General features: G+C 44.5%; 28 protein-coding genes, 2 tRNA genes and 1 rRNA gene. 9 read left to right on the top strand and 22 right to left on the bottom strand.

Annotated elements, in window-relative coordinates; all coding sequences use genetic code 11:
• Nucleotides 1–92: 92 nt before the first annotated feature.
• Both rrf and DS891_RS22880 read left to right on the top strand, forming a co-directional pair.
• Nucleotides 93–206 (top strand): 5S ribosomal RNA (gene rrf, locus DS891_RS22885).
• 478 nt (nt 207–684) lie between these two features.
• Nucleotides 685–870 carry a hypothetical protein gene (locus DS891_RS22880; protein WP_010378060.1) on the top strand — a complete coding sequence of 62 codons (186 nt, stop codon included), beginning with the start codon at nt 685–687 and terminating at the stop codon, nt 868–870.
• A gap of 17 nt (nt 871–887) precedes the next feature.
• Here DS891_RS22880 and DS891_RS22875 read toward each other — a convergent pair whose 3' ends face one another.
• The 5 genes from DS891_RS22875 to DS891_RS22855 all read right to left on the bottom strand — a co-directional run bounded on the left by DS891_RS22875 (nt 888) and on the right by DS891_RS22855 (nt 3986).
• Nucleotides 888–1271: a hypothetical protein gene (locus DS891_RS22875; protein WP_174171019.1), complete on the bottom strand. Its 384-nt coding sequence runs from the start codon at nt 1269–1271 to the stop codon at nt 888–890.
• Between the two features lie 8 nt (nt 1272–1279).
• Nucleotides 1280–1780 (bottom strand): hypothetical protein, encoded by a 501-nt coding sequence (locus tag DS891_RS22870; RefSeq protein ID WP_174171018.1) that lies wholly within the window; start codon nt 1778–1780, stop codon nt 1280–1282.
• A 107-nt stretch (nt 1781–1887) separates the two neighbouring features.
• On the bottom strand, nt 1888–3267 hold the full coding sequence (locus DS891_RS22865) for an aspartate ammonia-lyase (RefSeq protein WP_174171017.1): 1380 nt from the start codon (nt 3265–3267) through the stop codon (nt 1888–1890).
• Between the two features lie 8 nt (nt 3268–3275).
• Nucleotides 3276–3686, bottom strand: coding sequence for a hypothetical protein (locus DS891_RS22860; RefSeq protein WP_010604192.1), 411 nt, complete (start codon nt 3684–3686; stop codon nt 3276–3278).
• Nucleotides 3687–3803: 117 nt separating this feature from the next.
• Nucleotides 3804–3986 carry a hypothetical protein gene (locus DS891_RS22855; protein ID WP_010378070.1) on the bottom strand — a complete coding sequence of 61 codons (183 nt, stop codon included), beginning with the start codon at nt 3984–3986 and terminating at the stop codon, nt 3804–3806.
• A 166-nt stretch (nt 3987–4152) separates the two neighbouring features.
• On the opposite strand from DS891_RS22855, the gene DS891_RS22850 reads away from it, so the two are divergent.
• On the top strand, nt 4153–4743 hold the full coding sequence (locus DS891_RS22850) for a DUF938 domain-containing protein (protein ID WP_174171016.1): 591 nt from the start codon (nt 4153–4155) through the stop codon (nt 4741–4743).
• Here the strand turns inward: DS891_RS22850 and DS891_RS22845 are convergent.
• The 3 genes from DS891_RS22845 to DS891_RS22835 form a co-directional block, all read right to left on the bottom strand.
• Complete coding sequence (locus DS891_RS22845; protein ID WP_174171015.1) at nt 4723–5853, bottom strand: GNAT family N-acetyltransferase; 1131 nt, start codon at nt 5851–5853, stop codon at nt 4723–4725. The genes DS891_RS22850 and DS891_RS22845 overlap by 21 nt on opposite strands.
• Nucleotides 5846–7120: a carboxylesterase gene (locus DS891_RS22840; RefSeq protein WP_174171014.1), complete on the bottom strand. Its 1275-nt coding sequence runs from the start codon at nt 7118–7120 to the stop codon at nt 5846–5848. The genes DS891_RS22845 and DS891_RS22840 overlap by 8 nt, the downstream gene beginning before the upstream one ends.
• 63 nt (nt 7121–7183) lie before the next feature.
• Nucleotides 7184–7651: an Lrp/AsnC family transcriptional regulator gene (locus DS891_RS22835; protein ID WP_128725299.1), complete on the bottom strand. Its 468-nt coding sequence runs from the start codon at nt 7649–7651 to the stop codon at nt 7184–7186.
• 116 nt (nt 7652–7767) lie between these two features.
• Here DS891_RS22835 and DS891_RS22830 point away from each other — a divergent pair, with 116 nt between their 5' ends.
• A complete protein-coding gene (locus DS891_RS22830; RefSeq protein WP_174171013.1) occupies nt 7768–8955 on the top strand; it encodes a monodechloroaminopyrrolnitrin synthase PrnB family protein in 1188 nt (395 codons plus the stop codon).
• Nucleotides 8942–10054, top strand: a complete 1113-nt coding sequence (locus tag DS891_RS22825) for an aminotransferase class V-fold PLP-dependent enzyme (RefSeq protein WP_174171012.1) — start codon at nt 8942–8944, stop codon at nt 10052–10054. The genes DS891_RS22830 and DS891_RS22825 overlap by 14 nt, the downstream gene beginning before the upstream one ends.
• Here the strand turns inward: DS891_RS22825 and DS891_RS22820 are convergent.
• The 4 genes from DS891_RS22820 to DS891_RS22805 all read right to left on the bottom strand — a co-directional run bounded on the left by DS891_RS22820 (nt 10051) and on the right by DS891_RS22805 (nt 11500).
• Entirely contained in the window at nt 10051–10800 is a 750-nt protein-coding gene (locus DS891_RS22820) for an MBL fold metallo-hydrolase (protein WP_174171011.1), read from the bottom strand. The two genes, DS891_RS22825 and DS891_RS22820, sit on opposite strands and share 4 nt — an antisense overlap.
• Nucleotides 10801–10927: 127 nt before the next feature.
• Nucleotides 10928–11020 (bottom strand) — tRNA-Ser (locus DS891_RS22815).
• 18 nt (nt 11021–11038) lie between these two features.
• Nucleotides 11039–11129: transfer RNA gene (locus tag DS891_RS22810), tRNA-Ser, on the bottom strand.
• Between the two features lie 224 nt (nt 11130–11353).
• Nucleotides 11354–11500, bottom strand: coding sequence for a hypothetical protein (locus tag DS891_RS22805; RefSeq protein ID WP_017219379.1), 147 nt, complete (start codon nt 11498–11500; stop codon nt 11354–11356).
• A gap of 285 nt (nt 11501–11785) precedes the next feature.
• Between DS891_RS22805 and DS891_RS22800 the strand changes: the two genes are divergently transcribed.
• Nucleotides 11786–12628: a diacylglycerol kinase family protein gene (locus tag DS891_RS22800; RefSeq protein WP_174171010.1), complete on the top strand. Its 843-nt coding sequence runs from the start codon at nt 11786–11788 to the stop codon at nt 12626–12628.
• A gap of 41 nt (nt 12629–12669) precedes the next feature.
• Here DS891_RS22800 and DS891_RS22795 read toward each other — a convergent pair whose 3' ends face one another.
• A complete protein-coding gene (locus tag DS891_RS22795) occupies nt 12670–13584 on the bottom strand; it encodes a DMT family transporter (protein WP_039490974.1) in 915 nt (304 codons plus the stop codon).
• Here DS891_RS22795 and DS891_RS22790 point away from each other — a divergent pair.
• Nucleotides 13583–15142 carry a PLP-dependent aminotransferase family protein gene (locus DS891_RS22790; RefSeq protein WP_174171009.1) on the top strand — a complete coding sequence of 520 codons (1560 nt, stop codon included), beginning with the start codon at nt 13583–13585 and terminating at the stop codon, nt 15140–15142. The genes DS891_RS22795 and DS891_RS22790 overlap by 2 nt on opposite strands.
• Nucleotides 15143–15180: 38 nt before the next feature.
• Here DS891_RS22790 and DS891_RS22785 read toward each other — a convergent pair whose 3' ends face one another.
• Nucleotides 15181–15966 carry a YggN family protein gene (locus DS891_RS22785; protein WP_102055818.1) on the bottom strand — a complete coding sequence of 262 codons (786 nt, stop codon included), beginning with the start codon at nt 15964–15966 and terminating at the stop codon, nt 15181–15183.
• Nucleotides 15967–16254: 288 nt separating this feature from the next.
• On the opposite strand from DS891_RS22785, the gene DS891_RS22780 reads away from it, so the two are divergent.
• Nucleotides 16255–16440: a PA3496 family putative envelope integrity protein gene (locus DS891_RS22780; protein WP_010604204.1), complete on the top strand. Its 186-nt coding sequence runs from the start codon at nt 16255–16257 to the stop codon at nt 16438–16440.
• Between the two features lie 178 nt (nt 16441–16618).
• Here the strand turns inward: DS891_RS22780 and DS891_RS22775 are convergent, their stop codons facing one another.
• From DS891_RS22775 to DS891_RS22765, 3 genes are all read right to left on the bottom strand, one after another.
• Nucleotides 16619–17065, bottom strand: a complete 447-nt coding sequence (locus tag DS891_RS22775; RefSeq protein WP_010378096.1) for a cytochrome c — start codon at nt 17063–17065, stop codon at nt 16619–16621.
• 101 nt (nt 17066–17166) lie between these two features.
• Nucleotides 17167–17631 carry a DUF2721 domain-containing protein gene (locus tag DS891_RS22770; RefSeq protein ID WP_017219384.1) on the bottom strand — a complete coding sequence of 155 codons (465 nt, stop codon included), beginning with the start codon at nt 17629–17631 and terminating at the stop codon, nt 17167–17169.
• A gap of 12 nt (nt 17632–17643) precedes the next feature.
• On the bottom strand, nt 17644–18156 hold the full coding sequence (locus tag DS891_RS22765; protein WP_174171008.1) for a thioredoxin-like domain-containing protein: 513 nt from the start codon (nt 18154–18156) through the stop codon (nt 17644–17646).
• 106 nt (nt 18157–18262) lie between these two features.
• Between DS891_RS22765 and DS891_RS22760 the strand changes: the two genes are divergently transcribed.
• Nucleotides 18263–18691 (top strand): YqaA family protein, encoded by a 429-nt coding sequence (locus DS891_RS22760; protein WP_069018891.1) that lies wholly within the window; start codon nt 18263–18265, stop codon nt 18689–18691.
• A gap of 44 nt (nt 18692–18735) precedes the next feature.
• Here the strand turns inward: DS891_RS22760 and folX are convergent, their stop codons facing one another.
• The 5 genes from folX to DS891_RS22735 all read right to left on the bottom strand — a co-directional run bounded on the left by folX (nt 18736) and on the right by DS891_RS22735 (nt 21982).
• Entirely contained in the window at nt 18736–19098 is a 363-nt protein-coding gene (gene folX, locus DS891_RS22755; protein WP_095727082.1) for a dihydroneopterin triphosphate 2'-epimerase, read from the bottom strand.
• A gap of 7 nt (nt 19099–19105) precedes the next feature.
• Nucleotides 19106–19660 (bottom strand): GTP cyclohydrolase I FolE, encoded by a 555-nt coding sequence (folE, locus tag DS891_RS22750; RefSeq protein ID WP_010604208.1) that lies wholly within the window; start codon nt 19658–19660, stop codon nt 19106–19108.
• Nucleotides 19661–19666: 6 nt separating this feature from the next.
• Nucleotides 19667–20383 carry a dihydromonapterin reductase gene (gene folM / locus DS891_RS22745; protein ID WP_095727080.1) on the bottom strand — a complete coding sequence of 239 codons (717 nt, stop codon included), beginning with the start codon at nt 20381–20383 and terminating at the stop codon, nt 19667–19669.
• Between the two features lie 72 nt (nt 20384–20455).
• Entirely contained in the window at nt 20456–21292 is an 837-nt protein-coding gene (gene nadE / locus DS891_RS22740; protein ID WP_174171007.1) for an ammonia-dependent NAD(+) synthetase, read from the bottom strand.
• A 60-nt stretch (nt 21293–21352) separates the two neighbouring features.
• Nucleotides 21353–21982, bottom strand: coding sequence for a YceH family protein (locus DS891_RS22735; RefSeq protein WP_010604211.1), 630 nt, complete (start codon nt 21980–21982; stop codon nt 21353–21355).
• Between the last annotated feature and the right edge of the window lie 78 nt (nt 21983–22060).

The raw sequence follows: 22060 nt of genomic DNA, 5'->3' as shown, positions 1-22060 counted from the left end.
ACAGAAGTTAATAGACTAAAGTAGACAAAAGAATTTAATAGCTTTTTCCAGATTTACATTGATGAAGGAGACTTCATTGATGAACAGAATTTCCTGGTGACTATAGCGTTTTGGACCCACCTGACCCCATGCCGAACTCAGAAGTGAAACAAAACAGCGTCGATGATAGTGTGGATTACCCATGTGAAAGTAGAACATCGCCAGGGCCAAATAAGAGAAACCCGTTGCAGCAATGCGACGGGTTTTTTGCTGTTTGGGGTAAAGTACTTCCATGTCGCATCTCCCCTTCGCGCGTCCTTGCGCTCACTTCCTCGAACTGCGAAGCGGTGCTTCGGTTTCTCGTCACCCAAACTCAGAAGTGAAACAAAACAGCCGAAGGGTCGGCCCCGGTCAATGATAGTGTGGGCTTCCCATGTGAAAGTAGAACATCGTCAGGGCCTTATAAGAAAAACCCGTTGCAGTAATGCGACGGTTTTTTTGCTATGTGTGATTTAAAAATCTCGCGAGGTTTTCTAAACCTAAGTAAATGCGCTCCTACCACAGTATAGGCACAGTGCAACATGGTAGGAGGTGGTTTATCCACCGAGCATTTGTAAGCGAGAAGCTGCTATATGGTTTTATGCAATAAGGGCTATAAGGAAGGGTCAATTAACGATATGATGGGCTAAAAAGCGGGGATTTAGCGTGTCATTTCATTTAATTGCACTGTTGGTAATATTTGCATTGTTTGGTACTTCAGCCACTTACTTAATTCGCTTTATGTATAGCTATTGGATTAAGAAGCAGCTTGAAGTGAAGTACATTATTAATGCGAGTATTTGTGCGCTGTTAGTGATGGTGATCTCAGTGATCAATGAGCTTATCCGATAACCTGAGTGCTCATCAGTCTATAGAGGCACAGCCTGACAGGTATGGGCAATACATAGGGTTTGTATTGGCATCACAGGTTCACAACTAACCGCTGGCGCTTTTCCTTTGTTATTCAGCTTTTCTTGCTCTGTAATGGCGCTACTAACGGCTGCTTCTACATCTTGCTCATCAGTATGCTTCGTTGAATAGATCAGGTATTCTCTTGGTCCACCACAGGTTAATCGCTCACCTACTCCAATTACTTTACACTGATAGCTTGCATCACATCCTATATTTGCTCTTATATCGCTGAGTGTATACGTAGCATTCGAGCGACTTGTTGCATCGCTTGGTGTCATTTCACAGCCAGATAACGCTGCAATTAGCGTGCCGATGCAAGCGAGAGAAATAGCTAACTTCATTATTGCCTCTAGTATGTAGGACGACTATTTTCTAGTTTAACACACTTATTTTCAACGCATTGTGTTGCGGGTTCAATTAAATGCTGACAGATACTCATCATCTGATTTTGCATATTATAGGCGCGCTCTAATGTAGTAATTTGCTCTGCTAACTGCTTAACTTGGGCCTCATCTGCTGATCTTGTTGAATACACTAGATAAGAAGAGGGGCCACCACAGGCACGATCGCCAACGGCAATGACTTTACACTGGGTATCGTTATCACAGCTTTTGTCGGCCACGACGCTTTCCAATGATTGTTTATGGGTTTTGATGTCAGAGGTATCGAGCTTTTTACCATCTTGTTGAATAGGTAAGCTTGCTTCTTTTGATTCTTTAATTTCGGTGTGCTTTTCGCTTACAGGCTTGGTCTCTTGTGCTTTTTGTTCTACAGCCTCTTCTTTAGTTACTTCTTCTTGGCAACCAAACAGCAAAAAGGTTGCAAGTAAAGTGGGGATCATCTTGTTCATTATATGCTCTCCTAATGTTTGCTAAATAAACTACGCAAGTCCTTAAGGAATAGCAAGCTCTGCAGCCTGCATACACTATATGTGATTGCAGGCTGTGAGGGACAGCGCTATAGTAGACCGCCTTTGGTGAGTTTTTGTGGGTCGAGTAATGATTGGAGCTCGTGTTCACTCAGATCGGTTTGCTCAGCAGCGACCTCTATGATTGGACGCCCTTCTTTGTAGGCAAGCTTGGCAATTTGTGCTGCTTTTTCATACCCGATCACAGGATTTAACGCGGTAACTAAAATCGGGTTTTTAGCCAGTGCCTTTTGAATATTCTGCTCATTCACCTTAAAGCTTGAAATAGCTTTGTCCGCAAGTAGCCTCGCGGTATTTGAGAGGATCTCAATGCTTTGCAAAATATTTAATGCAATCACTGGCAGCATAACATTCAGCTCAAAATTGCCAGACTGGCCTGCAACACTAATCGTTGCGTCATTACCTATCACTTGAGCACTGGCCATTGCAGCCGCTTCTGGAATAACTGGGTTTACTTTACCTGGCATGATTGAAGAGCCTGGCTGTAGCGCTTCAAGCTCGATTTCACCTAGGCCAGCAAGCGGTCCTGAATTCATCCAGCGCAAGTCATTGGCTATCTTCATTTGTGCTACTGCAAAGGTCTTAAGTTGGCCTGAAAGTCCCACAATCGCGTCTTGTGAGCCGATATGATAGAAAAAGTTGTTGCCTTTACTGAAGCGGATCCCGATGTTAGTGCTCAGGTTTTGGCTAAATAATTTAGCGAACTGTGGATCGGCATTAATACCTGTGCCTACCGCTGTTCCACCTTGACCTAACTCGTAGACTTTTTCTAAGGAATGAACAATGCCCTGACAGGCATTATCTACTTGCGCTTGCCAGCCACTTAATGTTTGTGCAAAGGTCACCGGCATTGCATCCATCAAGTGCGTCCGGCCAGTTTTGACGTGATGACCAACTTGCTCTGCTTTTTGTTCAATACTACTAGATAAGTGTTTTAGTGCTGGCAGAAGGTCATACACTGCTGTGATTGCACTACTCACGTGAATCGCTGTTGGGATCACATCGTTTGAGCTTTGGCCCATGTTAACGTCATCATTAGGATGAATTGCGACACCGCTTAACTCAGTCGCCAGCGTGGCGATCACTTCGTTGGCATTCATGTTTGAACTGGTACCAGAGCCAGTCTGAAAGACATCCACTGGAAATTGATCTAAGTGTTTGCCATCAATTAGCTGCTGACAGGCACTCACAATTGCTTTTGCTTTATCACTTGATAGATGGCCAAGGGATTGATTGGTTTCTGCTGCGGCTTGTTTGATATAGGCCAAGGCTTTGATAAAGCTACTTGGCATTGTGATCCCGCTAATAGGAAAGTTATTTACAGCGCGTTGTGTTTGCGCCTTGTAGAGCGCATGCTCAGGAACATCTAATGTTCCCATACTATCGGATTCTTGACGAAATGTAGTCATCGTTGCTCCTAATAAAAAGGGTTAAACTGCTGGCAGGTTTGGCACGCATCTCGCTGGAGCTTCAAAAATTGCCGTGACGAAGTATGGTGATGTTTATAAAACCGTTTTAGTGCCAACAAAGGTTTAAATAATTGATCCATGCATTGTTTACGTATGGCTGTATCAACGAGTGGATCGGCAATCTGTTCTAACAGTTCGGACAATGTATTTTTAAGATAAAGCTCTTGCAGCAGCGGGTTATTATGGCGCTCGTACCATTTCGCCATGCCTATGCCTGCCGAAATATATTCCGCAACCAAGAGCGGCGCCTCAAGTTGTGGTCGCTGGCAGTGGCGATTAAGCTTCGCACGATAAGTTTGTAATAAAGTAGCTAGCTGCATAAATACAAAACCAAACGATGTAATGATAATGGTTATCATTACATCGTTTGGTTGGCAATTCAAGCTTTAGTATTCGCACTGCCAAACAATTTGTTTAGCATTCACCATAGCAGCTCACTATGAGTCTGAAATGAATTTAAGAAAGTGTGATTGAGCTTAATTATAGCCGAGGAGATATTGCTGCTCTGAATGCTCTTTCTCTTGTTCTTCGAGTTGCATCAGGTTAGCGACTTCTTGTCGGTAAGCACGACTTTTCGTGAAGGTATTTTTACGCTTCTTCAGAACAAGTCCTTCGCTTTTAAGTTGGCTTGGCATTTGGGTGATCTCTGAAATTTTCATGCTCGTTTCTCCTCTTAGTACTCTTTAAACTTAGCAGAAGTTGTACCAAAATAAATTTCTTTTCTAATTTTAATTGTTTAGTGGAAATTTTAGCTATTTGCCTTGCAATTGAGATAAATTCTTGCCTCAATGAGGCGCATAAATCGATCAAAATAGTGCAAACGAGATGACAAAACCATACTCTCAAGCGTGTGAAAACAATAAACAGCCAATATTAGAAAAGCTCACTCCCTATCTAAATAAACCTTTGGAAGTGCTAGAGGTAGGTTCTGGTACGGGTCAGCATGCGGTGCACTTTGCTGCGGCGTTACCGCATTTAACGTGGCAGACGGCGGACAGGGAGGTTAATCACGCAGGTATTCAAGCGTGGCTTGATGACGCCGAGTTAGAAAATGCTTTACCGCCATTGGCGCTAGACTTACACCATGGGTGGCCTGTTAATCAGCGTTATGATGTGATCTATACCGCTAATACCTTGCACATTGTGTCATCAACGCTCGTTGAGCGTTTAATTGCAGGCGTTGGACGACACCTTAAAGAAAGCGGCTACCTGATAGTTTATGGGCCGTTTAATTATCAAGGTGAATTTACCAGCGAGAGTAACCGAGAGTTTGATGCGTATTTAAAATCGCAAGACAAAGAGAGTGGCATTCGCGATCAAGAATGGGTATTGGCGCTTGCGGCAGAGCAAGAACTTACACTACAGCAAGACTATGCGATGCCGGCTAATAATCGCTTATTGGTGTTTAAACGGTAGTTTTGCTTGGCACTCGGTAAAGTAATGCCCGAGTGCGTCAGCTTCGCGCTTGGTAAAATCCTCGAGCGCGTGTTGAAAGTCAGGTTGAAATAAGCGGTGATACGATTGCCTCCACACCGGCTCAAAACCCCTCACTAACTTGTGCTCGCCTTGAGCACCCGCGTCAAAGACAGCAAGCTGATTAGCAATGGCGTACTCTATGCCTTGATAGTAACACAGCTCAAAATGCAAAAAGTCGTAACTATCCTCAATTGAGCCCCAATAGCGACCATACAAGGTATCACCATCCACAAGATATAAACTAGTGGCAATAATTTCGTGGTTTAAGTAGGCGCAGCAAAGACGAAACTTATCTGGCATCGAGGTGATAACTTGCTGAAAAAAGTCGCGAGAGAGATAGCCGTGGTGTCGCGATCGCTTAAGATAGGTGAGCTGGTAACTAAGAAAAAACGCATCAAGTTGTGCTGTGCTTATTTCTCTGCCAACAGTCCAACTTATGTTAATACCCTGGGCTGTCACAGCTTGGCGCTCTTTCATGACCATTTTACGCTTTCTTGATGTGAGTCGAGCGAGAAAATCATCGAACTCGGCGTAACCTTGATTATGCCAATGAAATTGCACATTGCGGCGCATCGTCAAATGACTCTGAGTGAGAAAGTCACTTTCACGACAAAAGTTAATATGGACTCCACTAATGCCTAGTTGGGCGAGGCTCGTGAGCGTAGTGTCAATATATTCAAGTAAGCAAGAGGATAGACGTTTCGTTAATATTCTTGGCCCTTGAGTTGGCGTAAAGGGGACGCCACAGAGCCATTTCGGATAGTAATCTAATCCATGGCGCTCGTAGGCTTCAGCAAAAGCCCAATCAAAAACGTACTCGCCATAAGAGTGCGATTTAATATAGCCTGGTAAAATTGCAATCAACTCGCTCTGGCGTTCAATCATTAGGTGATGTGGTATCCAGCCAGTCTCTTTGCTGGTGCAGCCGCTCAACTCTAATGCAAGCAGCCACGCGTAGCTCGTAAATACATGTGATGGTGAAACACAGTCCCACTGTGCTTCTGTCACTTCAGTTAGAGAATGAATAAACCTGTGTTGGTACTCAGTCATTGTGGCCGTCAAAAAATGCGAGCAGTGCTTGCTCAAAGTTGCTGTAATCAGGGTTAAACGTGATCCGCGCAAGAAAAGCGTATTGCGTCATGTTTTTCTCGTGACGCTCGCCAAAATGGACGGTTTTACCTGTGCGGCAGTTAATGAAGGCTTGGTCTTCTAAATGGTAACTGGTGCAATTACGATAGAGCCCTTTGCGGCCGTAAAAAATATGTTCAGGTGGCTGCAAAATACCAATATGAGACATATCGACAATGTTGTCGGCTTTCACGCTCCGATAATTCACACCTTGCTTAGTCGATGGCGTTTCCGAATAGATAAATTGGGTCAACGTTGATTTAGGTTGCCATTTTTCTAGCAGCTTTGCCGTTGCATGATTGTCTATGGTGGTATCGACATCGCTATAGCTGATAAACATCGGTACATCTGGCAAAGTGGTGAGTGATTTGAGTGGCGCCATAGCCTGATGGGCTAACGTTGCGCCATGCCATGGGAAAGATTCATATTTGGCGAAATCCAAATCTGCGTCTTCATCTATCCAATTGACAAATGGCACGTAATCAATCCATTTGGCTAGCCAGCCGTTCTTATTATGTGGCTCCGTGGCGGGTGAGATAAGTGCAACAGAGCCTAAATTATTGGGCTTGTGCTTCGCTATGCTACTCAGCACCAAGGCGGCACCCGTGGAATAACCAAGTACGGAAAAATGCTTAAAATCTTGGCTCGTCTGTGCGATGGCATAATCCGTATGGGTTTGCCAATCGTCAATATCAACTTCGGTTAAATCGCTTGGTGCAGTCGCGTGGCCTGGCAGTAACATGGTTCTGACATTATATCCCGCTTCATAGAGCGCTGCCGCAAGGTAGTGAAAAGTAAAAGGAGAATCGGTCAGACCATGGATAAGTAAAATGGCGTGATCTTTGTTGTCATGCTCAAGTGAAAATGGCGCGATTAAGTCACTTACCTTGGGATTTGTCAGGTTGAGTATTTTTGCAGTGGGCGTCATTAACGGGCACGGCAATGTAGCGCGAGGATTGCGGCTTTCAATAATTTGCTTAGTCGAACGAATGTAATCGTTATAGTTTTTTACATTCCCTACATCGACGGTGACGGGGCCTTTATCGATTGCTTCGCGGAATAATCCCGACTTTTTGCTCTTGGTGAATAGCGACATATCACTCACTTGGGTAACACAGTCTTGTGCGATGACCAAAGGTGAAGCAAGCAGGCTAAAAGCAAATACTGTGGAGGTAAGGTAGTGGCGCATAGTCGGTCCTTATGAGCATAAAATCACATGCAGTATAGCGAGAACGGATGACGATAAAAATGGTTAGCGGATCGGTAATATGCGTTTTGCAAAAGTTTGCTTGAGTACAATCGTTGATTCAATCCCGCTAATTACCTTACAGGCCCCCAGTTGATGTTTGGCGAACTGTTCATAGCTGGGCAAATCCTTTGCTACGATTTCCAACAGGTAATCATAACTTCCGGAGATCACCGAACAGCTGATCACCTGATCTTCAGATTCCACGTGTTGTTCAAATAAATGCGCTGCGGTTGCGGTATTTTCACTGAGCTTTATAAATGCATAAACCAAAATGCTTAGGTCAACTTGTGCTCTATCAAGTGCCGCATGATAGCCTGAAATTACTCCTGTATCTTGTAAGCGTTTTACGCGTCGAAGACAGGGAGTATCGGAAAGGTTTGCCTTTTCGGCGAGTGAGGCATTACTCAAACGTGCATTATGTTGCAAGGCGTTAAGGAGCAATTTATCCTTGGCATCTAGATTTACCGACATAAACCAAATAAAAGAGTGATTCTTGCTAATCAGTATTAAACTTTTAGAGAAAATTGGCAAATTATGCTCGTGGTGATTTGCTAGCCTTAACTGTGGAATAATCACGAGAAGTAATCATGAGTCCATTAGCCGTACAATTTGACGCTTGGATTAGAGGTCCGTTTGTCGACCTTAACGACAAGCTTGAACATCTTTATTGGCAGCAACAGGATAAAGCAAACGTTGAAGGCGTTGGTGAAACGCTAAAAGCACAGTTATTAGAAGAAGGTAATCAGCTAGTCCAAGCCTTGCTAGAAGAAGGCAATACCGACGAGGGCTTTGAGCAAGCATTCGACTTACTCGGTAACGTTGGTCTATTTATGGCTGCATGCAGACGCCACGAAATTACCGAGCCAAGCCGTGAAAAGGTGTCTCCACTAACGCAAGCATCGGCACTGGCCATGCACATTGGTGCCTCTTTGGGAGTTACGCCGCGCTTCGCAACGGCTCATCTCACCACACACAACCGCGCAATCAACGGCGTGTATAAGCGGTTTACTTCTCATCCGGCAGAGCGCTTATTCATCGACTACAATACTCAGGCCATTCTTGCCTATAAACGCGCGTCCGAATCGTTAATGAAGGTGCATCATTTGGGAATTTCCCATCCCATGTCATTGGTGCTACTCAAACAAGTTAAGCAAGCGCTGCTTGAGGTGATAGAGTCTAATCGAGAGTTATTTAAGGAACTAGATCCCGAGGCATTCTTTTACGTTGTACGACCCTATTACAAACCATACCGAGTTGGTAAAGAGGTCTATCGTGGCGCAAACGCTGGAGATTTTGCGGGTATCAATGTTATCGATATGATGTTGGGGTTATGCCCGGCTAATGACATTAGTTACGGTCAAATGCTGGTGGAAAAATTCCTCTATATGATGCCAGAAGACCAAGCAACCCTGCGTGAATGCATGCGTACGCCTAATTTAATGGATGCGTTTCTGAGTGCATTGAAAGGGCCGAAAAGTGATTGGTTTGGCTCTGCTTGTAGTTTGTTTATACAAGTGTGTAAGCTGCATGGAGATACGGCCATACAACATCACAATCAACTCGTCGAAAAGTATATCGCCAAACCTTCGCAGGCGATGCAGCAACAGCACTTAAGCAAAGTGACCGCCAGTGGTCCACCGATTGAAGTCTTACTCAAAGAACTCGCGGACTTAAGAGATAGGCGAGCCGCTGCCGAGCGCGATGATATCTTTACTCGGCATCATGACTTAAAACGATTACGCCAAGCAATAGGGGTTAAGCATGAAGCAATATAAGGATGATTTTCACCTGTCTACGGGTCACTATTTATTGAGTCATTCCGTTGGTCGTATGTTGAAATCTGCAGCGGAAGATTTTCATCAGCAATTTATGGTGCCCTGGCAACAACAAAACCAAGAGCCTTGGCAGCAGTGGCTAAGCGGTATTGATCGCTTTACCTCAGCCTTAGCCTCTCTATTACACACCGATGCGCGCCTGTTTTGTCCGCAAGCAAACCTTTCCAGTGGTTTAACGAAATGGGCGATGAGTTTGCCCGAAAGTGGCATTCGCAAAGTGCGCGTATTGATGAGTGAGCAAGACTTCCCTAGCATGGGATTTGCGTTACAAAACGCGCTGGACAATATTGAGATTGTTTATATTCCCGAAGCGATGAATATGCACGACCTGAGCGTGTGGCAACAATATATTGACGAGCAAATTGACTGGGTATTTGTCAGTCATGTTTATTCGAACAGCGGTCAGCAGGCACCTGTCACTGACATCATTAGCCTTGCTAACCAATATGGTTGTCGAAGTATTATCGATATTGCTCAGTCAGTTAGTGTATTACCAATAAATTTAAGCGAGTGGGGTGCGGATTGCGTTATCGGCTCTTGTGTGAAATGGAGCTGCGGTGGCCCTGGTGCCGGTTTTATCTGGGTGAATGGGGATGTCTTACCTTATTGTGAACCAAAAGATGTTGGCTGGTTTTCGCATCAAAATCCATTCGAGTTTGATATTCATCATTTTGCGCTGAGTGAAAGTGCGCTGCGTTTTTGGGGCGGTACACCAAGTGTGGCACCTTATATCTATGCGGGGCACAGCCTTGGCTATTTTGCCGAGCTTGGGATTGAGCAAGTAAGAGCGTACAACTTTGCTTTGTTATCTGAGTTACAAGCGGCATTGCCTGAATTTTATCGCTCTCCTACAGCGCAGAGTGCTTGCTCTGGGACCGCTATTCTGCATTTTGGCTCGCGGCATGAGGCAGTGATGGAGCAGCTTAAGCGAGCAGGCATTGCTGTGGATAATCGTCGCTACGGTATTCGCGTCTCACCACATATTTATAATAGTCAGGAGGACATCGCGCAGTTGGTGCAGGTTATCAACGAAAGTTAGCTTCCTAGCCCTAGTGCTTTTTTGGTCTTCTTCTTCACCGAGCGCCAATGTGTCATTGGTTGCTTGGGCGCGCGCGCTATCAATGCGTTGAAATCAATTTCTTCTGCAAGTACCTCTCCTTGATGCGCCAAGATCACGGAGTGGGGTTGTAGAGCCTTTACTTTGGCAAGAGATTGGCGATACAAGCGTGGATAGAATACCGGAAAAGGCGCAACAAATTGCCCTTTCACTTTTACCATCAAGTCCGCCACATAGATGCGCTTACTGGGTAGATGATACAAGCTCAAATCTCTATCCGTATGACCGGGTGTGTGTATCGCTTGCCATTCGTTAAAGTAGGGCAAGCTATCGCCATCAGCTAGGAAAAAATCTGGTGATAATTGTCTTGGATACCAAAGGTTACGTTTGGCCTTGCGCTTTCTCCCTGCAACCCAAAGTGCTAGCGCCATATCGGAGAGGTGCATCATGACTCCATCAATACCACGATACCACTGACTGGGGGCATTTGCGGCCGCAATCTTTGCGCCCGTGAGTTTTTTGAGTTTATGCGCGCCACCGGCATGATCTGGGTGCATATGCGTGACCACAATCAGCTTGAGTGCGCTTAGTGGCTTTTGCATTTGTAGGATGTAGTTGCAGACCAACTCAACATCAGCACGACAGCAACCATCGAGTAACAGCAGATCCGTTTCGTGCTCAACCAGATAAATATGTTGAATATAGCCTTCTAAGACATGGATTTTCATTAGTCACACTCATTTCTCCAATCAGATCTCAACATAGCATAGGTTAAAGACATCTGACCAGTTGTGTGTGGAAGTGATAAATCGCAGACATAAAAAAACCGCAATGAAGCGGTTTTCTTATAAGTGATGGCGGAGAAGGAGGGATTCGAACCCTCGATAGGGCTACAAACCCTATACTCCCTTAGCAGGGGAGCGCCTTCAGCCACTCGGCCACCTCTCCGGCGCAATACTTTAAAAATGGCGGAGAGATAGGGATTTGAACCCTAGATACGCTATTAACGTATGCCGGTTTTCAAGACCGGTGCTTTCAACCACTCAGCCATCTCTCCATGGGCAAAGATAATACTTAGCGATTTAGGCGCTGTAAACCGTTTTTAAACTGTTTGCTTAAAAAATGTGCTAAAAGTGAGGTTTTTTTAAAATTGTGCTAGAAATTAGCGGTTTGACGAAGAGGTTTTGTACAAAAATGCTGGTTGAAGTGGTGCTTTTATGGTCTATTGAAACAAATGCTGACGAGAGCATGGCGGGTTGGGGCGCCATGCTCTGTGCAGACTTACTTATACATAATCACGTCTTTTAACGCTAAGTGTTGACCACATACTGCCAACCACTTCGTCCAATTGATACGACGTTGTTTAGTTGGTTGTGTTTGGTTAAACGTGTTTTGTGATGGGCTGCAAGGTGCAGCTGAATTAAGCATGTCTGGCTCCTAATAAGCTATGATTGAAAACAAGGCTATTTTGCACGCAATTTGTTTAAATTTAAAACGATAAAAATTGATGTTTTCGGATAAAAATAACTAATGAATTAATGGTTTGTTCATTTTTGTTTTAATGGGTTCTTTGCATGTTTATGCATGGTTGCGATTGTCTTGATTAGGCTGTAACCCAATTAATATGTGTGTTTGTGGTTTTTGTTTTTGATTTTTGGTTTTAGTTTTGGTTTTTTATTCATATAAGTTGAGTTTTTGTATTTAAGGGTTTTTATGCTGGTGGTAGTCAACCCTTTAGCGGGTGCTGAGGGGAAAGCGCAAATTGCATGGTTAAAGCAACAATTAACACAACAACAGTTGACGGCAACTTGGTTTAATACCACTGGAAACTTTGTCGCAGATAGGGACACAATTGCTCAAGCAGCTACGGCGGGAGTGAGCGTGGTGGTGATTGGGGGGGATGGCACTTTGCACCTAGTCGCCAATGCCATTGCTGAACGGGATAACACGCTTGCGCTGCTGCCAGCGGGGACGGGCAACGATTTTGCTCGGCAGTTTCATTATTCCAAAGCACAGTGGCGAGCAGCTGTATTTTCAGACAAGATCTCGAGTATTGATTTGGGTAAAGTCGACGGGCGCTGGTTTGTCAATGTTGCTGGGATTGGCTTTAACGCGCATGTCATGAATAACTTAGGACAAACCAAACGGCTAGGAAAGCTGAGCTATACCTATGCGGGATTAATGTCGCTATTTACTGCCAAACTCATTCGCTATCACAGCAATACGTGGCCTGAGCAGGGTATGATGTTGTTACTTGCGAATGGCAAACACTTTGGGGCAGGGTTAACTCCTGCTCCTATGGCTTGCCTTGATGACGGTCAGCTGGAGCTACTATGGTTCACGCCGCAAACGCATTGGCAGCGGATGGTTTTGTTTGTCAATATGCTACTTAAACGCCATATGGGTACAAGAAATGTGCACCACGGCCGCATTGCAGAGCTTTATATCGCACAAGAGGGGTATGACATTGAGGCTGATGGCGAGATTGTTGGGCGCACGCCTGCGACGATAACTTGCTGTCGCCGAGCTCTGAACATAAAAAAAGCGCCATTATAAAATGGCGCTGAAAAGTAAGAAGCTAAAGCATTGGTAAGACTTCAACTTCTAACTGGGGACCGAATGGACAACCAAGCGTAGATGCGATCTAAAGGCGTGAGTACAATCGCATTACCTAGGATGACCAAAATAAACCCAATAAAGGTGTTTTGCTGCCACTCAAAGCCTTCAAATAAGGTGCTCAAGGCCACGGCAACAAAAGGAAATAACACTATCAAATAACTCGCTTTCTCAGGCCCAATATTTTTGAGTAGTGAGAAATAACAACCAAAGGCAATGACGGTGCCAAACACGCTGAGGTAAATCAGAGACCACCAATATGATGCCGGCGCTTGGTTGATAAACTGATGTTCACTAAAGGCAACATAGGTTGCTAACATGACAGCGCTGTAAAGCATGCCCCACGCATTTCCCGCCATAACATCAATTTGCTGATTAGAATTGCGTACGCTCACCATATTACCGAGTGACGCGACCACCGTTCCTAATAGAGCTAATGATAATCCCAAGAAGGCCTCGCTTTGCAAATCAAATGCGACCAAGTCGTGCCAAAACAAGCTGACTATCCCAAGCGTGCCCAGTGATGCACCAAAGTAAATTCGCTTTGCAATCGGTTTGGCAAAAAATAACTTAGTGTTGACGATGTTAACGACCAATAATAATGAAAACGCAATTGATGCCATCGCTGACGTTAAATGTGCCTGAGCCCAATATAAGAAGAGATAGTTAGCACCAAAATTACACAGCGCTAAGAGGATGAAAAAGCCGTGATCTCGGCGAGAAAATCGCATTGGCACACGCTTATAGATGACAAACGCCCACATACAAACCGCGGCGAGGCCAAAGCGGTAAAATAGCGACACAAACTCGTTGATGCTGCCAAGTTGGTATTCAATGGCAAGCCATGTTGATCCCCAAATCAACACAGTGATGGCGTAAAGAAATAGATTTTTCATGATCGGCTCTAGATTCAAACAGCAGTGGAAGTCTGTAGTTTACGCTGTTATTCTGTATAAGCTATATACAGAATTTGCTAATTTATACCTATACAGATTATTGCTTATGAGTACCGTTATTCAACGCCAACATTCCGCCTTTCTCTATCAGCAGGTGATCCAAATGATCTTGTCGATGGCAGAACAAGAGTCCATTTTACCGGGCGAAAAGCTTCCCTCATTGCGTGTTATGGCGCAAAACTTAAATGTCAGTATCCCAACGGTAAAGCAGGCCTATCAAGCACTTGAAGATCAGGGAAAAGTCATTGCCAAAGAGAAGTCCGGCTACTTTTTATGTCACAGAACTTCGCACAACGACTCGCCGAAGCGTGCACGATTGCCCGCCAAACCTGTGGTGGTGAACAAGCAGGCGTTGATTGAACAAGTGTATAAGGGGATCCATCAGCCACATGCAATCCCCTTAGGTATCGCCAACCCCATCGCCATTGCTGGTACTGAGCAGGTTCTTGCCAAAATTATGCGCCGCGCAATGAAAGAAGCAGGGAACGAACTCATTAATTATGGCCCTATGGACGGTTTAGATAGCTTAAAAAAGCAAATCGTGCGGCGTTATTTGGATATGGGTTTAGCAATAGACATGGATGAAGTGGTGATCACCAATGGCGCGCAAGAAGCATTGGCGATTGCGTTACAAGCGGTAACCAAGCCCGGAGACGTGATAGCGATTGAATCTCCCTGTTATTTTGGCATTGTTGAACTGGCTGAAAACTTAGGGTTAAAGGCCATTGAAATACCTGTTTGCCCAGATGATGGCATTTGGCTGAGCGACCTTGAACGGGCACTTGAAAAGCATGATATTCGAGCGTGTGTGTTTTCTACCAGTATTAGTAACCCGCTTGGTAGTTTTATGCCTGATACGAGACGTGCGCAGCTGGTGGCGCTATTAGAGCAACGTGACGTGGTGTTGATAGAAGACGATGTGTATGGCGATTTATATTTTACCGAGCAGCGTGGCATTCCGGCACAAGCATTTAGCCAAAAGGGCTTAGTGATCACATGTGCGTCATTTTCAAAAACCGCAGCGCCTAGCTATCGGGTGGGTTGGATGGTCGCCAGTCAATTTAGTGCAAAAGCAAAGCGCATAAAACGTGCGTTGAGTTGCTCATCATCTTTAATGAATCAATGGGCACTAGCGGATTTTCTCAGCTCCGGAGGCTACGAGCGCCATTTAAAGTTGGTCCGTAAACGGTTAATTGAGAATCGAGACCGTATGATCCAAGCGGTGAATGTTGCATTTGGTAGTGAGGTAAGAGTCAGTCGCCCGCAAGGCGGTTGTGTGCTGTGGTTAGACTTAGGTAAGCACGTCGATGGTGCCTTGTTGTTCCAAAAAGCCTTGGAGTGTGGGATCAGTATTACGCCTGGTACGCTATTTAGTGCCAGCAAAAAGTATCAAAATTGTATACGTATCAGTTATGGCTTGCCGTGGGATGCGTCGGTAGAGCAAGCGATTAAAACGCTGGGGGAGCTGGCTGATGCACAAAGGAAAGGGTTGGCATAACGTACCCTTAATTAAATGTAAGTTATGCCAACGTCAGATTATTTAAATTTAAACAGTTGGTACTCTGACATGGCGGGAATAGACTTTGCGACAATGGCTTCGTTTTTCGCGATTTGTTCAAAGTCGCCACACAGTGCGTCGGCTTTTTTCTCAATAGATTCTGCCTGTTGTTCAACTTTGGTTTCGATTTGTGTTGCGAAGTTTTCCATACGTTGTTCAAAGCTGCTCATATCACCGTTTGCATCTGACATTTCGTTGCCAATCGCAACCAGTAAGCTACCTATCGATTGCATCATAGCACCTTGTACTGCGGTCTCGATTTTTTCTTCAAACTGATTATCAAAATTTTGGCCAAACTCATCAAAGGTTTGCTTGCCCATCACAAACGCACCTTGCTGATAAAACGTATTTTGCACTTCTGTTTCAAGATCATCGATCACAGCATGGATGCTATCTAAACTGGTTAAATTAAAGGTGTGTGCCACTTCATTAAGGGCGACGCCCGCTAGTTTTATGCCTTCAAAAGCAATATCAGCCACTTGTGGTAGGCGGCCTCTTAGTTCATCACCATATTGCGTGAGCATCGTTTTTTGCTGTGTATTAAGTGCGATGCGCTCGCCATTGAGTGTCAGCTCGCCAAGGTTGTTGATCTCAGCTGTTTTGTTTTTGGCCGTTGTGATCACCAAGTTATCAGGTGTGATCCTAACGTCATTCTGAAATTCTACTTCACAATTGTCACCGCTAAACGTGATGTTATTTTTTTCGTGTGCAGCGACGGTGGTTGTCATCATTGTTGCTGCTGTTAGTAGTAAAATTTTATTCATGGTCGATCCTTATTGGCTCAGTTTCATGATTGTTGTTACAAGAACAGTGCCAAATATAAACCCAAGTAAAATCAATATATTGTGTTATATTGTTGAAAGTTAATGTGCTCTAAAAGTGATGAAATTGACTAAAATATAGTTGTTTTTGTCAAAATGAATTAGGCGATAAAAAATTTTTATTGTAAGGATAAGAAACTCTCACTTTTCAGAATGACAATTTAGCGCTAAATAGTGATCTTGAGAGACGGCTCTCATTTTATTAATGACTATTTTATTTTGGAGTTAGTTGTGGGTAAGACATTCTCTTACGATGCGCTTGATGATGATTTTGCAGACGATGAATTTGAAAAGTTGGGTCGTAACCAACATGACAAGCAAAAGCGTAAAGTCAAAAGAAAGCTAGACGACTACTTAGAGCAAAAACGCCTACGTAGAAATCTAGGCGATGATGATTTCGACTATATTGATGACTGATCATTAAACGTCGTCTACGAGTCTAGCACTGACAGTAATTCAATTTGGCTGTGTGATTAAGCAGGGCTGTGGGTTACTCAATGCGATGTCTGAGTTATTGTGTCGTTGGTGATAGCCAAGCAAGTGACGAGATATTCAGATAGTAAGCAGCCGCAAATATGCGGCTGTTTTGTTTTGATTAATCTTTAAAAGATTTATGGCAGTCTTTACAGCCTTTTGCCCAATCTTTAAATGCAGAAGCAATCAGCTTTTTGTCACCTGAGTCAGCTGCAACAGCCAGTGCTTGAGCATACTCGGCAAATTGCTTGGCTTTACCATCGAACTCAGCTCTGTTTGACCAAACGGCTGGTAGGGCATCAGTATTGCCTTTGTCAGAACCGTCGATAAATGCTTCCCAAGGCATTTGCGATAATTGCGCAGCGTTGTGAGCACGTTGCTTAAATACTTCAGCATCAAATGGTACTTTGCCTTTTAGCATGTCGCCCATATTGCCAATCTGGAAACGGATCAATTGGAAAGACGCTTGGCGGTATTCAATTGCATCTTCAGCCGATTCAAACATAGTGTTAGCTTGCGCTGTTGCTGCAAGACAGCTAAATAGTGTGACGGTAAGTAGTTTCTTCATAGTAAACCCCTAATATTTTTCCCTATTTTCAATGTAAATTACAAATATAATCAAACAATTGCGATAAGTGCCCTGTGACGGAGGCAACTAGTTTTAAATAATCAACTCTCGATGTCTTTGAATATCATGCCTCTGCGCATACTGCGGGTGGCTAAAAAGATTTCTCCCAGCAAAGAGACAAATGCGCCAATAAGCAGCACCATAGCGGCGATAAAACAAGACGATAACGTAATGCCCAATGGCATACTGTACAAGTGTGACATGAACAGCAGCATAACCACTGCACACACAAGCAACGCACTGAGTACACTCATGCTAAATGCAACGTGAATAAAACGAGACCGTTTTAACAGTGCGCGCATTTCACGGCTAAAGTGCATTTTGAGCTCTTCATCTTGCGTGGTATTGATCTTGCGATCGAGTAAACGCGCCCTATCCGTGATCCGTGCTAAGCGGTTTGATAGTACCCCTAAGGTCGCAGCAATACCCGTAATTAAAAATACAGGGGCAACGGCGGTTTGGATAACTTTGGCCATCGTGAGAATGCTAACGACTTCTGGATTCATATAGTTACCTCGTTAATTCCAGTTTAGTTTTGATAAGGTGTTGGGTTGCTCACCGATGAGGGTTTGCATCACTCGGTTGCGTTCATCAAGCAAGATGACTCTAGGAATGCCTTTGTTGGCATACGTGTTGTAGATATCTCGATTGGGATCGGCAACAAAATGGATGGGCAATTGTATGGTTTCGTTGAATTGCTCAAGTGTAGTGTTAGTTTCTTCTCGGCCAATAGCAACGATGGTTAACTCGGCCTGGGTGAGTAATTCAGATTGTTTTAGTTCACTCAATAAGCGTTGCGAATCGGAGCACCAAGTCGCGAATAAAATCACCAGCTTTTTGTGATTAGCAGCGAACCTAACAGCTTGGTTTTTGATATCCGTAAATTGCAAATGTTTAAAGGAGTCGCCGGTGTGGATATAGGTCTGATAGCCATCATCTGCCTGTGGTAGCGCTTCGTTTGAGGCCTTGCAGTCACTAAATCCGGTGGTGAGAACGGTACTAAGTAGTAACATTTTTATTGTTGTTTTCATGTCTATTCCTTGTTTCCGTGTCTGTGTTTTTGAAGTCTTGCGCGCATTTCAGTATATTGCCCCACTTAGATGATTTCTTAAAGTCCAATTTCTTATAGCCGTTGATATGATTTACCTTTCTTTATTTGGGCTTGCATTTATTGCCGCAACCTTATTACCTGCGTCGTCGGAGCTGGCGCTGAGTGGGCTCGTTGTGAAACAACAAGGCGAACTGGTTTGGTTATGGCTGGCTGCGACAACAGGTAATTTACTGGGTAGCTGTGTGAACTATTATCTTGGCTGGTTTATCGCTAAGTGGCGGGATAAGCGCTGGTTTCCGGTTTCTCAACAGCAATATGATAAGGCTTGTGGACTATTTAATCGTTACGGCAAGTTTTCATTGCTATTTGCTTGGCTCCCCATAGTCGGAGATCCTTTGACTGTGGTAGCGGGGTCTCTACGGACCTCTTTTGGGTGGTTTTTTGTGTTGGTCGCGCTCGGTAAAGGCGCTCGTTATGCACTGGTGATTTACCTTGCCTTACAGATGATTTCTTAACACCAGAAGGCAAGGAAGTGAATATCAGAGTCTTATCGCTTAGTTTAGCTTCTGTACCAATCAAGCGTGAGTGACACTGAGTCAGCAAAACGTAAAGCGTGCGGTTTATCTACAGTGACTTTCGCATACGTCACGTCTCGATGCTGGTGACATTCTGCAAGTATGTCGGCCACCAATTTCTCAAGTAACAAAAAATGCCCTTCTTCTACTAGCGTGATGATTGCCTTGGTCACGGTTTTGTAGTTAAGCGCGTGAGCCACGTTATCATGATCTAAACATGCCGTATCCGCTGGGTAGTGAATCTCAATATTGATCACGACATCTTGCTTTTTCTCCCGCTCCTCGGGATTAAAACCAATAAAGGTACGTAGTCTTAAATTCGTCACCTTAATAATGGCATTCGACATAGCGTGCTTATCCTTTCACTAGCTGTAAAAATTCGTTGCGAGTTTTGGGGTCGCTTCTGAAGTTACCAAGCATGACAGACGTTCGCATACTAGAGTTTTGTTTTTCAACGCCACGCATCATCATACACATATGTTTGGCTTCAACGATCACGCCAACGCCTTTTGCGCCGGTGACTTCCTCAACGGCCTTGGCGATTTGATGAGTTAGCTGCTCTTGGATTTGAAAACGTCGGGCAAACATATCAACAATGCGGGCAAATTTAGACAAGCCGAGCACTTTACCGTTAGGTATATAAGCGATGTGACAACGGCCAACGAAAGGCAGAAGGTGATGCTCACACATAGAGTACAACTCTATATCTTGGATCAGCACCATGTCATCGGCATCCGAGCTGAATACCGCGTTATTGGTGATTTCATCCAGTGTTTGACGGTAGCCCTGAGTCAGATATTCCATCGCTTTCGCTGCGCGCTTGGGTGTGTCTAATAATCCTTCGCGGTCTGCATCTTCACCCACGGCTTCAATAATCGTTTTATAACTCTGTTGTAATTTATCTTGCATAATGCGTTACCTCAAATGGCGGCCACCGTCGATTTGTACCGTGCGTCCTGTCATATAGTTGCTAGAGAGTATCATGTCGACACTATTGATAACTTCTTTGCTACCAGGCTCAATTCCCATAATAGACTTTTTCAAGGTTTTTGCCTTGTACTCGTCACTATCGTCTTGATTAAAGATGATAAGAGAAGGTGCAATGCTATTCACTTTGATGTTAGGTGCAAACTTAGCGGCAAATGACCGAGTTAAGTTATCTAATGCAGCTTTACTTGCGGCATAGGCAATGTGTTTTGGACTGCCTTTTTCTACTACATAGTCAGTAATATGGATCACATCGCTGACGTTATTGCTAGCTGTCAATAAGTCGCTCAAGGCATGATTGATCAAATAAGGGACTTTAGCGTGGATCCGCATCATATTGTCGAATAATGCTGAAAAATCAGGGTTGTTGGCTTCACAATCCCAGCTCGATGCATTGTGGATGATGGCACTGAGTGCGTCGGTATGGGCACGAATTTGGTTGTTGAGTTGTGTGATTGCTTCTGGCTCGTCAAAATCAGCCTTGATACAAATGGCACCTAGTGATGCTAGTTCATCGATAACTTGATGTTTGGTGCGATACGTCAATATGACGGCTTGCTGTTTAGCGAGAAAGTGTTTCACCAAAGCAAGTCCAATGCGCTGTGCGCCACCAGTAATTAAAATAGGTGCAGCTGCGGGGCTCATACGTTAATCACCTTGTGAATTGAGAAATTAGGGTTGGCAGGATGAATAACTGGTTATCTCCTGCCAACAAGACTATTGTTCGTCGTATACTGTAGGAATTGGTTGACGCTTGTGTTGGGTGCGCTGATAAATGGCAATAAGTTTGTCGTTTACTTCACTGCTAACAGGCTTACCTTCAAGGAAGTCATCAATATTGTCATAGCTTAGTCCTAGCGCTTCTTCATCGGAAAGGCCTGGACGGTCGCATTCGAGATCGGCTGTCGGTACTTTATGTACTAATCCCGCAGGTGCCCCGAGAAAAGCCGCTAGTGCGCGAACTTGGCGTTTTGACAGGCCAAACAAGGGCGCTAAGTCGCAGGCGCCGTCACCAAACTTGGTGTAAAAGCCCGTGATGTTTTCAGCGCTGTGATCGGTACCGACTACTAAACCGCGAGTCAGGCCTGCTATTTCGTACTGCGCTACCATGCGCTGGCGTGCCTTTACGTTTCCTTTAATAAAATCCACGCTGGCTTGTGAAGGCAGTGGCACGCTTCCACCGGCCATGGCAGCAAGTGCTTGCTCGTGCATAGCATCGGCCGCAGGCTTGATGTTGACTGTTAAGCACTGACTCGGTTGGATAAACTCAAGTGCAAGTTGCGCTTCATCTTCATCAGCTTGAACGCCATACGGCAAGCGCATGGCAATAAATTTATAAGCCCCAGTACCATGTTCAGCATTGAGTTCATCGATAGCTAGCTGGCATAGGCGTCCACAAGTTGACGAATCAACGCCTCCGCTGATGCCAAGCACAAGAGTGAAGCAGCCAGAGGCTTGTAATCGTGCTTTTAAAAATGAGACACGTCGTTTGACTTCAAATTCCGGGTCAATAATTGGCTGAACTTTCATTTCGGCCATGATTGCTTCACGCATACTGTTTCCTCAATACTATCGGGGCGATAAACTTCTATTATGTTGGTGCTGACGCGCTTTTTAAAGCCCTAAATGTGCTTTGATGGTGGCGAGCTCTTGCTTTAATTGCTCAATCTCGGCGATCAAGCTCTCGATTTCGCTGTCATTTTGTGTGTAGGTTATGGGTTCTGCCGATGTTGTTGTTGGTTCAACGACTTGGTCACCAAACAAGTGTTGATAACGACTTTCTCGTTTTCCTGGTTCTCGGGCAAGCTTAACCACATAATCATGTTCTTGCATCGCACTTAATGTCGACTCAACGTCCTGTACGGAACTGAATTCTGCGAGGCGGCTGCTGCGGGTACGCAGCTCACCTGGGGTTTGTGGTCCACGCAGTAACAACAAACAGATAATCGCTTTTTGTTTCGCGTTGACTTTAAGGTGACCAAAATCACTGTTACAAAAGCGCTGGCTGTACTTGTCGACGCGACCAGACAGTGCTTCGTCGCAGGTAATTAAGCGTTTTTCTTGTAGGCGAGTCAATGTATCTAGCACGTCATTTTGAGAGAGTTCCATCACCGGCTCGCGATTTGACTTTTGATTACACGCATTGGTGAGGCCGTTGAGTGACATTGGATATTGTTCTGGGGTGGTGACTTGCTTTTCGATTAAGCTACCCAGTACACGTTGCTCTTGAGTATCTAATTGCATCACTTTCCTTATTTTTGTTGTTGCTGATGAGATTTATAACATCATCTTGATAATAGCAATATAATACCAATATTTACT

It is taken from the genome of Pseudoalteromonas sp. JC28 (assembly GCF_013319255.1).
Taxonomy (GTDB): Bacteria; Pseudomonadota; Gammaproteobacteria; order Enterobacterales; family Alteromonadaceae; genus Pseudoalteromonas.
The sequence above is the reverse complement of the archived record's forward strand: the minus strand, read 5'-3'. Positions and strand labels throughout refer to the sequence as shown.

What these genes read in the sequence shown, in the direction of transcription:
- DS891_RS22875 (WP_174171019.1), bottom strand. Translation starts at nt 1,271, where the DNA reads ATGAAGTTAGCTATTTCTCTCGCTTGCATCGGCACGCTAATTGCAGCG.
- DS891_RS22870 (WP_174171018.1), bottom strand. Translation starts at nt 1,780, where the DNA reads ATGAACAAGATGATCCCCACTTTACTTGCAACCTTTTTGCTGTTTGGT.
- DS891_RS22865 (WP_174171017.1), bottom strand. Translation starts at nt 3,267, where the DNA reads ATGACTACATTTCGTCAAGAATCCGATAGTATGGGAACATTAGATGTT.
- DS891_RS22860 (WP_010604192.1), bottom strand. Translation starts at nt 3,686, where the DNA reads ATGATAACCATTATCATTACATCGTTTGGTTTTGTATTTATGCAGCTA.
- DS891_RS22855 (WP_010378070.1), bottom strand. Translation starts at nt 3,986, where the DNA reads ATGAAAATTTCAGAGATCACCCAAATGCCAAGCCAACTTAAAAGCGAA.
- DS891_RS22850 (WP_174171016.1), top strand. Translation starts at nt 4,153, where the DNA reads ATGACAAAACCATACTCTCAAGCGTGTGAAAACAATAAACAGCCAATA.
- DS891_RS22845 (WP_174171015.1), bottom strand. Translation starts at nt 5,853, where the DNA reads ATGACTGAGTACCAACACAGGTTTATTCATTCTCTAACTGAAGTGACA.
- DS891_RS22840 (WP_174171014.1), bottom strand. Translation starts at nt 7,120, where the DNA reads ATGCGCCACTACCTTACCTCCACAGTATTTGCTTTTAGCCTGCTTGCT.
- DS891_RS22835 (WP_128725299.1), bottom strand. Translation starts at nt 7,651, where the DNA reads ATGTCGGTAAATCTAGATGCCAAGGATAAATTGCTCCTTAACGCCTTG.
- DS891_RS22830 (WP_174171013.1), top strand. Translation starts at nt 7,768, where the DNA reads ATGAGTCCATTAGCCGTACAATTTGACGCTTGGATTAGAGGTCCGTTT.
- DS891_RS22825 (WP_174171012.1), top strand. Translation starts at nt 8,942, where the DNA reads ATGAAGCAATATAAGGATGATTTTCACCTGTCTACGGGTCACTATTTA.
- DS891_RS22820 (WP_174171011.1), bottom strand. Translation starts at nt 10,800, where the DNA reads ATGAAAATCCATGTCTTAGAAGGCTATATTCAACATATTTATCTGGTT.
- DS891_RS22805 (WP_017219379.1), bottom strand. Translation starts at nt 11,500, where the DNA reads ATGCTTAATTCAGCTGCACCTTGCAGCCCATCACAAAACACGTTTAAC.
- DS891_RS22800 (WP_174171010.1), top strand. Translation starts at nt 11,786, where the DNA reads ATGCTGGTGGTAGTCAACCCTTTAGCGGGTGCTGAGGGGAAAGCGCAA.
- DS891_RS22790 (WP_174171009.1), top strand. Translation starts at nt 13,583, where the DNA reads ATGATCGGCTCTAGATTCAAACAGCAGTGGAAGTCTGTAGTTTACGCT.
- DS891_RS22795 (WP_039490974.1), bottom strand. Translation starts at nt 13,584, where the DNA reads ATGAAAAATCTATTTCTTTACGCCATCACTGTGTTGATTTGGGGATCA.
- DS891_RS22785 (WP_102055818.1), bottom strand. Translation starts at nt 15,966, where the DNA reads ATGAATAAAATTTTACTACTAACAGCAGCAACAATGATGACAACCACC.
- DS891_RS22775 (WP_010378096.1), bottom strand. Translation starts at nt 17,065, where the DNA reads ATGAAGAAACTACTTACCGTCACACTATTTAGCTGTCTTGCAGCAACA.
- DS891_RS22770 (WP_017219384.1), bottom strand. Translation starts at nt 17,631, where the DNA reads ATGAATCCAGAAGTCGTTAGCATTCTCACGATGGCCAAAGTTATCCAA.
- DS891_RS22765 (WP_174171008.1), bottom strand. Translation starts at nt 18,156, where the DNA reads ATGAAAACAACAATAAAAATGTTACTACTTAGTACCGTTCTCACCACC.
- DS891_RS22760 (WP_069018891.1), top strand. Translation starts at nt 18,263, where the DNA reads ATGATTTACCTTTCTTTATTTGGGCTTGCATTTATTGCCGCAACCTTA.
- folX (WP_095727082.1), bottom strand. Translation starts at nt 19,098, where the DNA reads ATGTCGAATGCCATTATTAAGGTGACGAATTTAAGACTACGTACCTTT.
- folE (WP_010604208.1), bottom strand. Translation starts at nt 19,660, where the DNA reads ATGCAAGATAAATTACAACAGAGTTATAAAACGATTATTGAAGCCGTG.
- folM (WP_095727080.1), bottom strand. Translation starts at nt 20,383, where the DNA reads ATGAGCCCCGCAGCTGCACCTATTTTAATTACTGGTGGCGCACAGCGC.
- nadE (WP_174171007.1), bottom strand. Translation starts at nt 21,292, where the DNA reads ATGCGTGAAGCAATCATGGCCGAAATGAAAGTTCAGCCAATTATTGAC.
- DS891_RS22735 (WP_010604211.1), bottom strand. Translation starts at nt 21,982, where the DNA reads ATGCAATTAGATACTCAAGAGCAACGTGTACTGGGTAGCTTAATCGAA.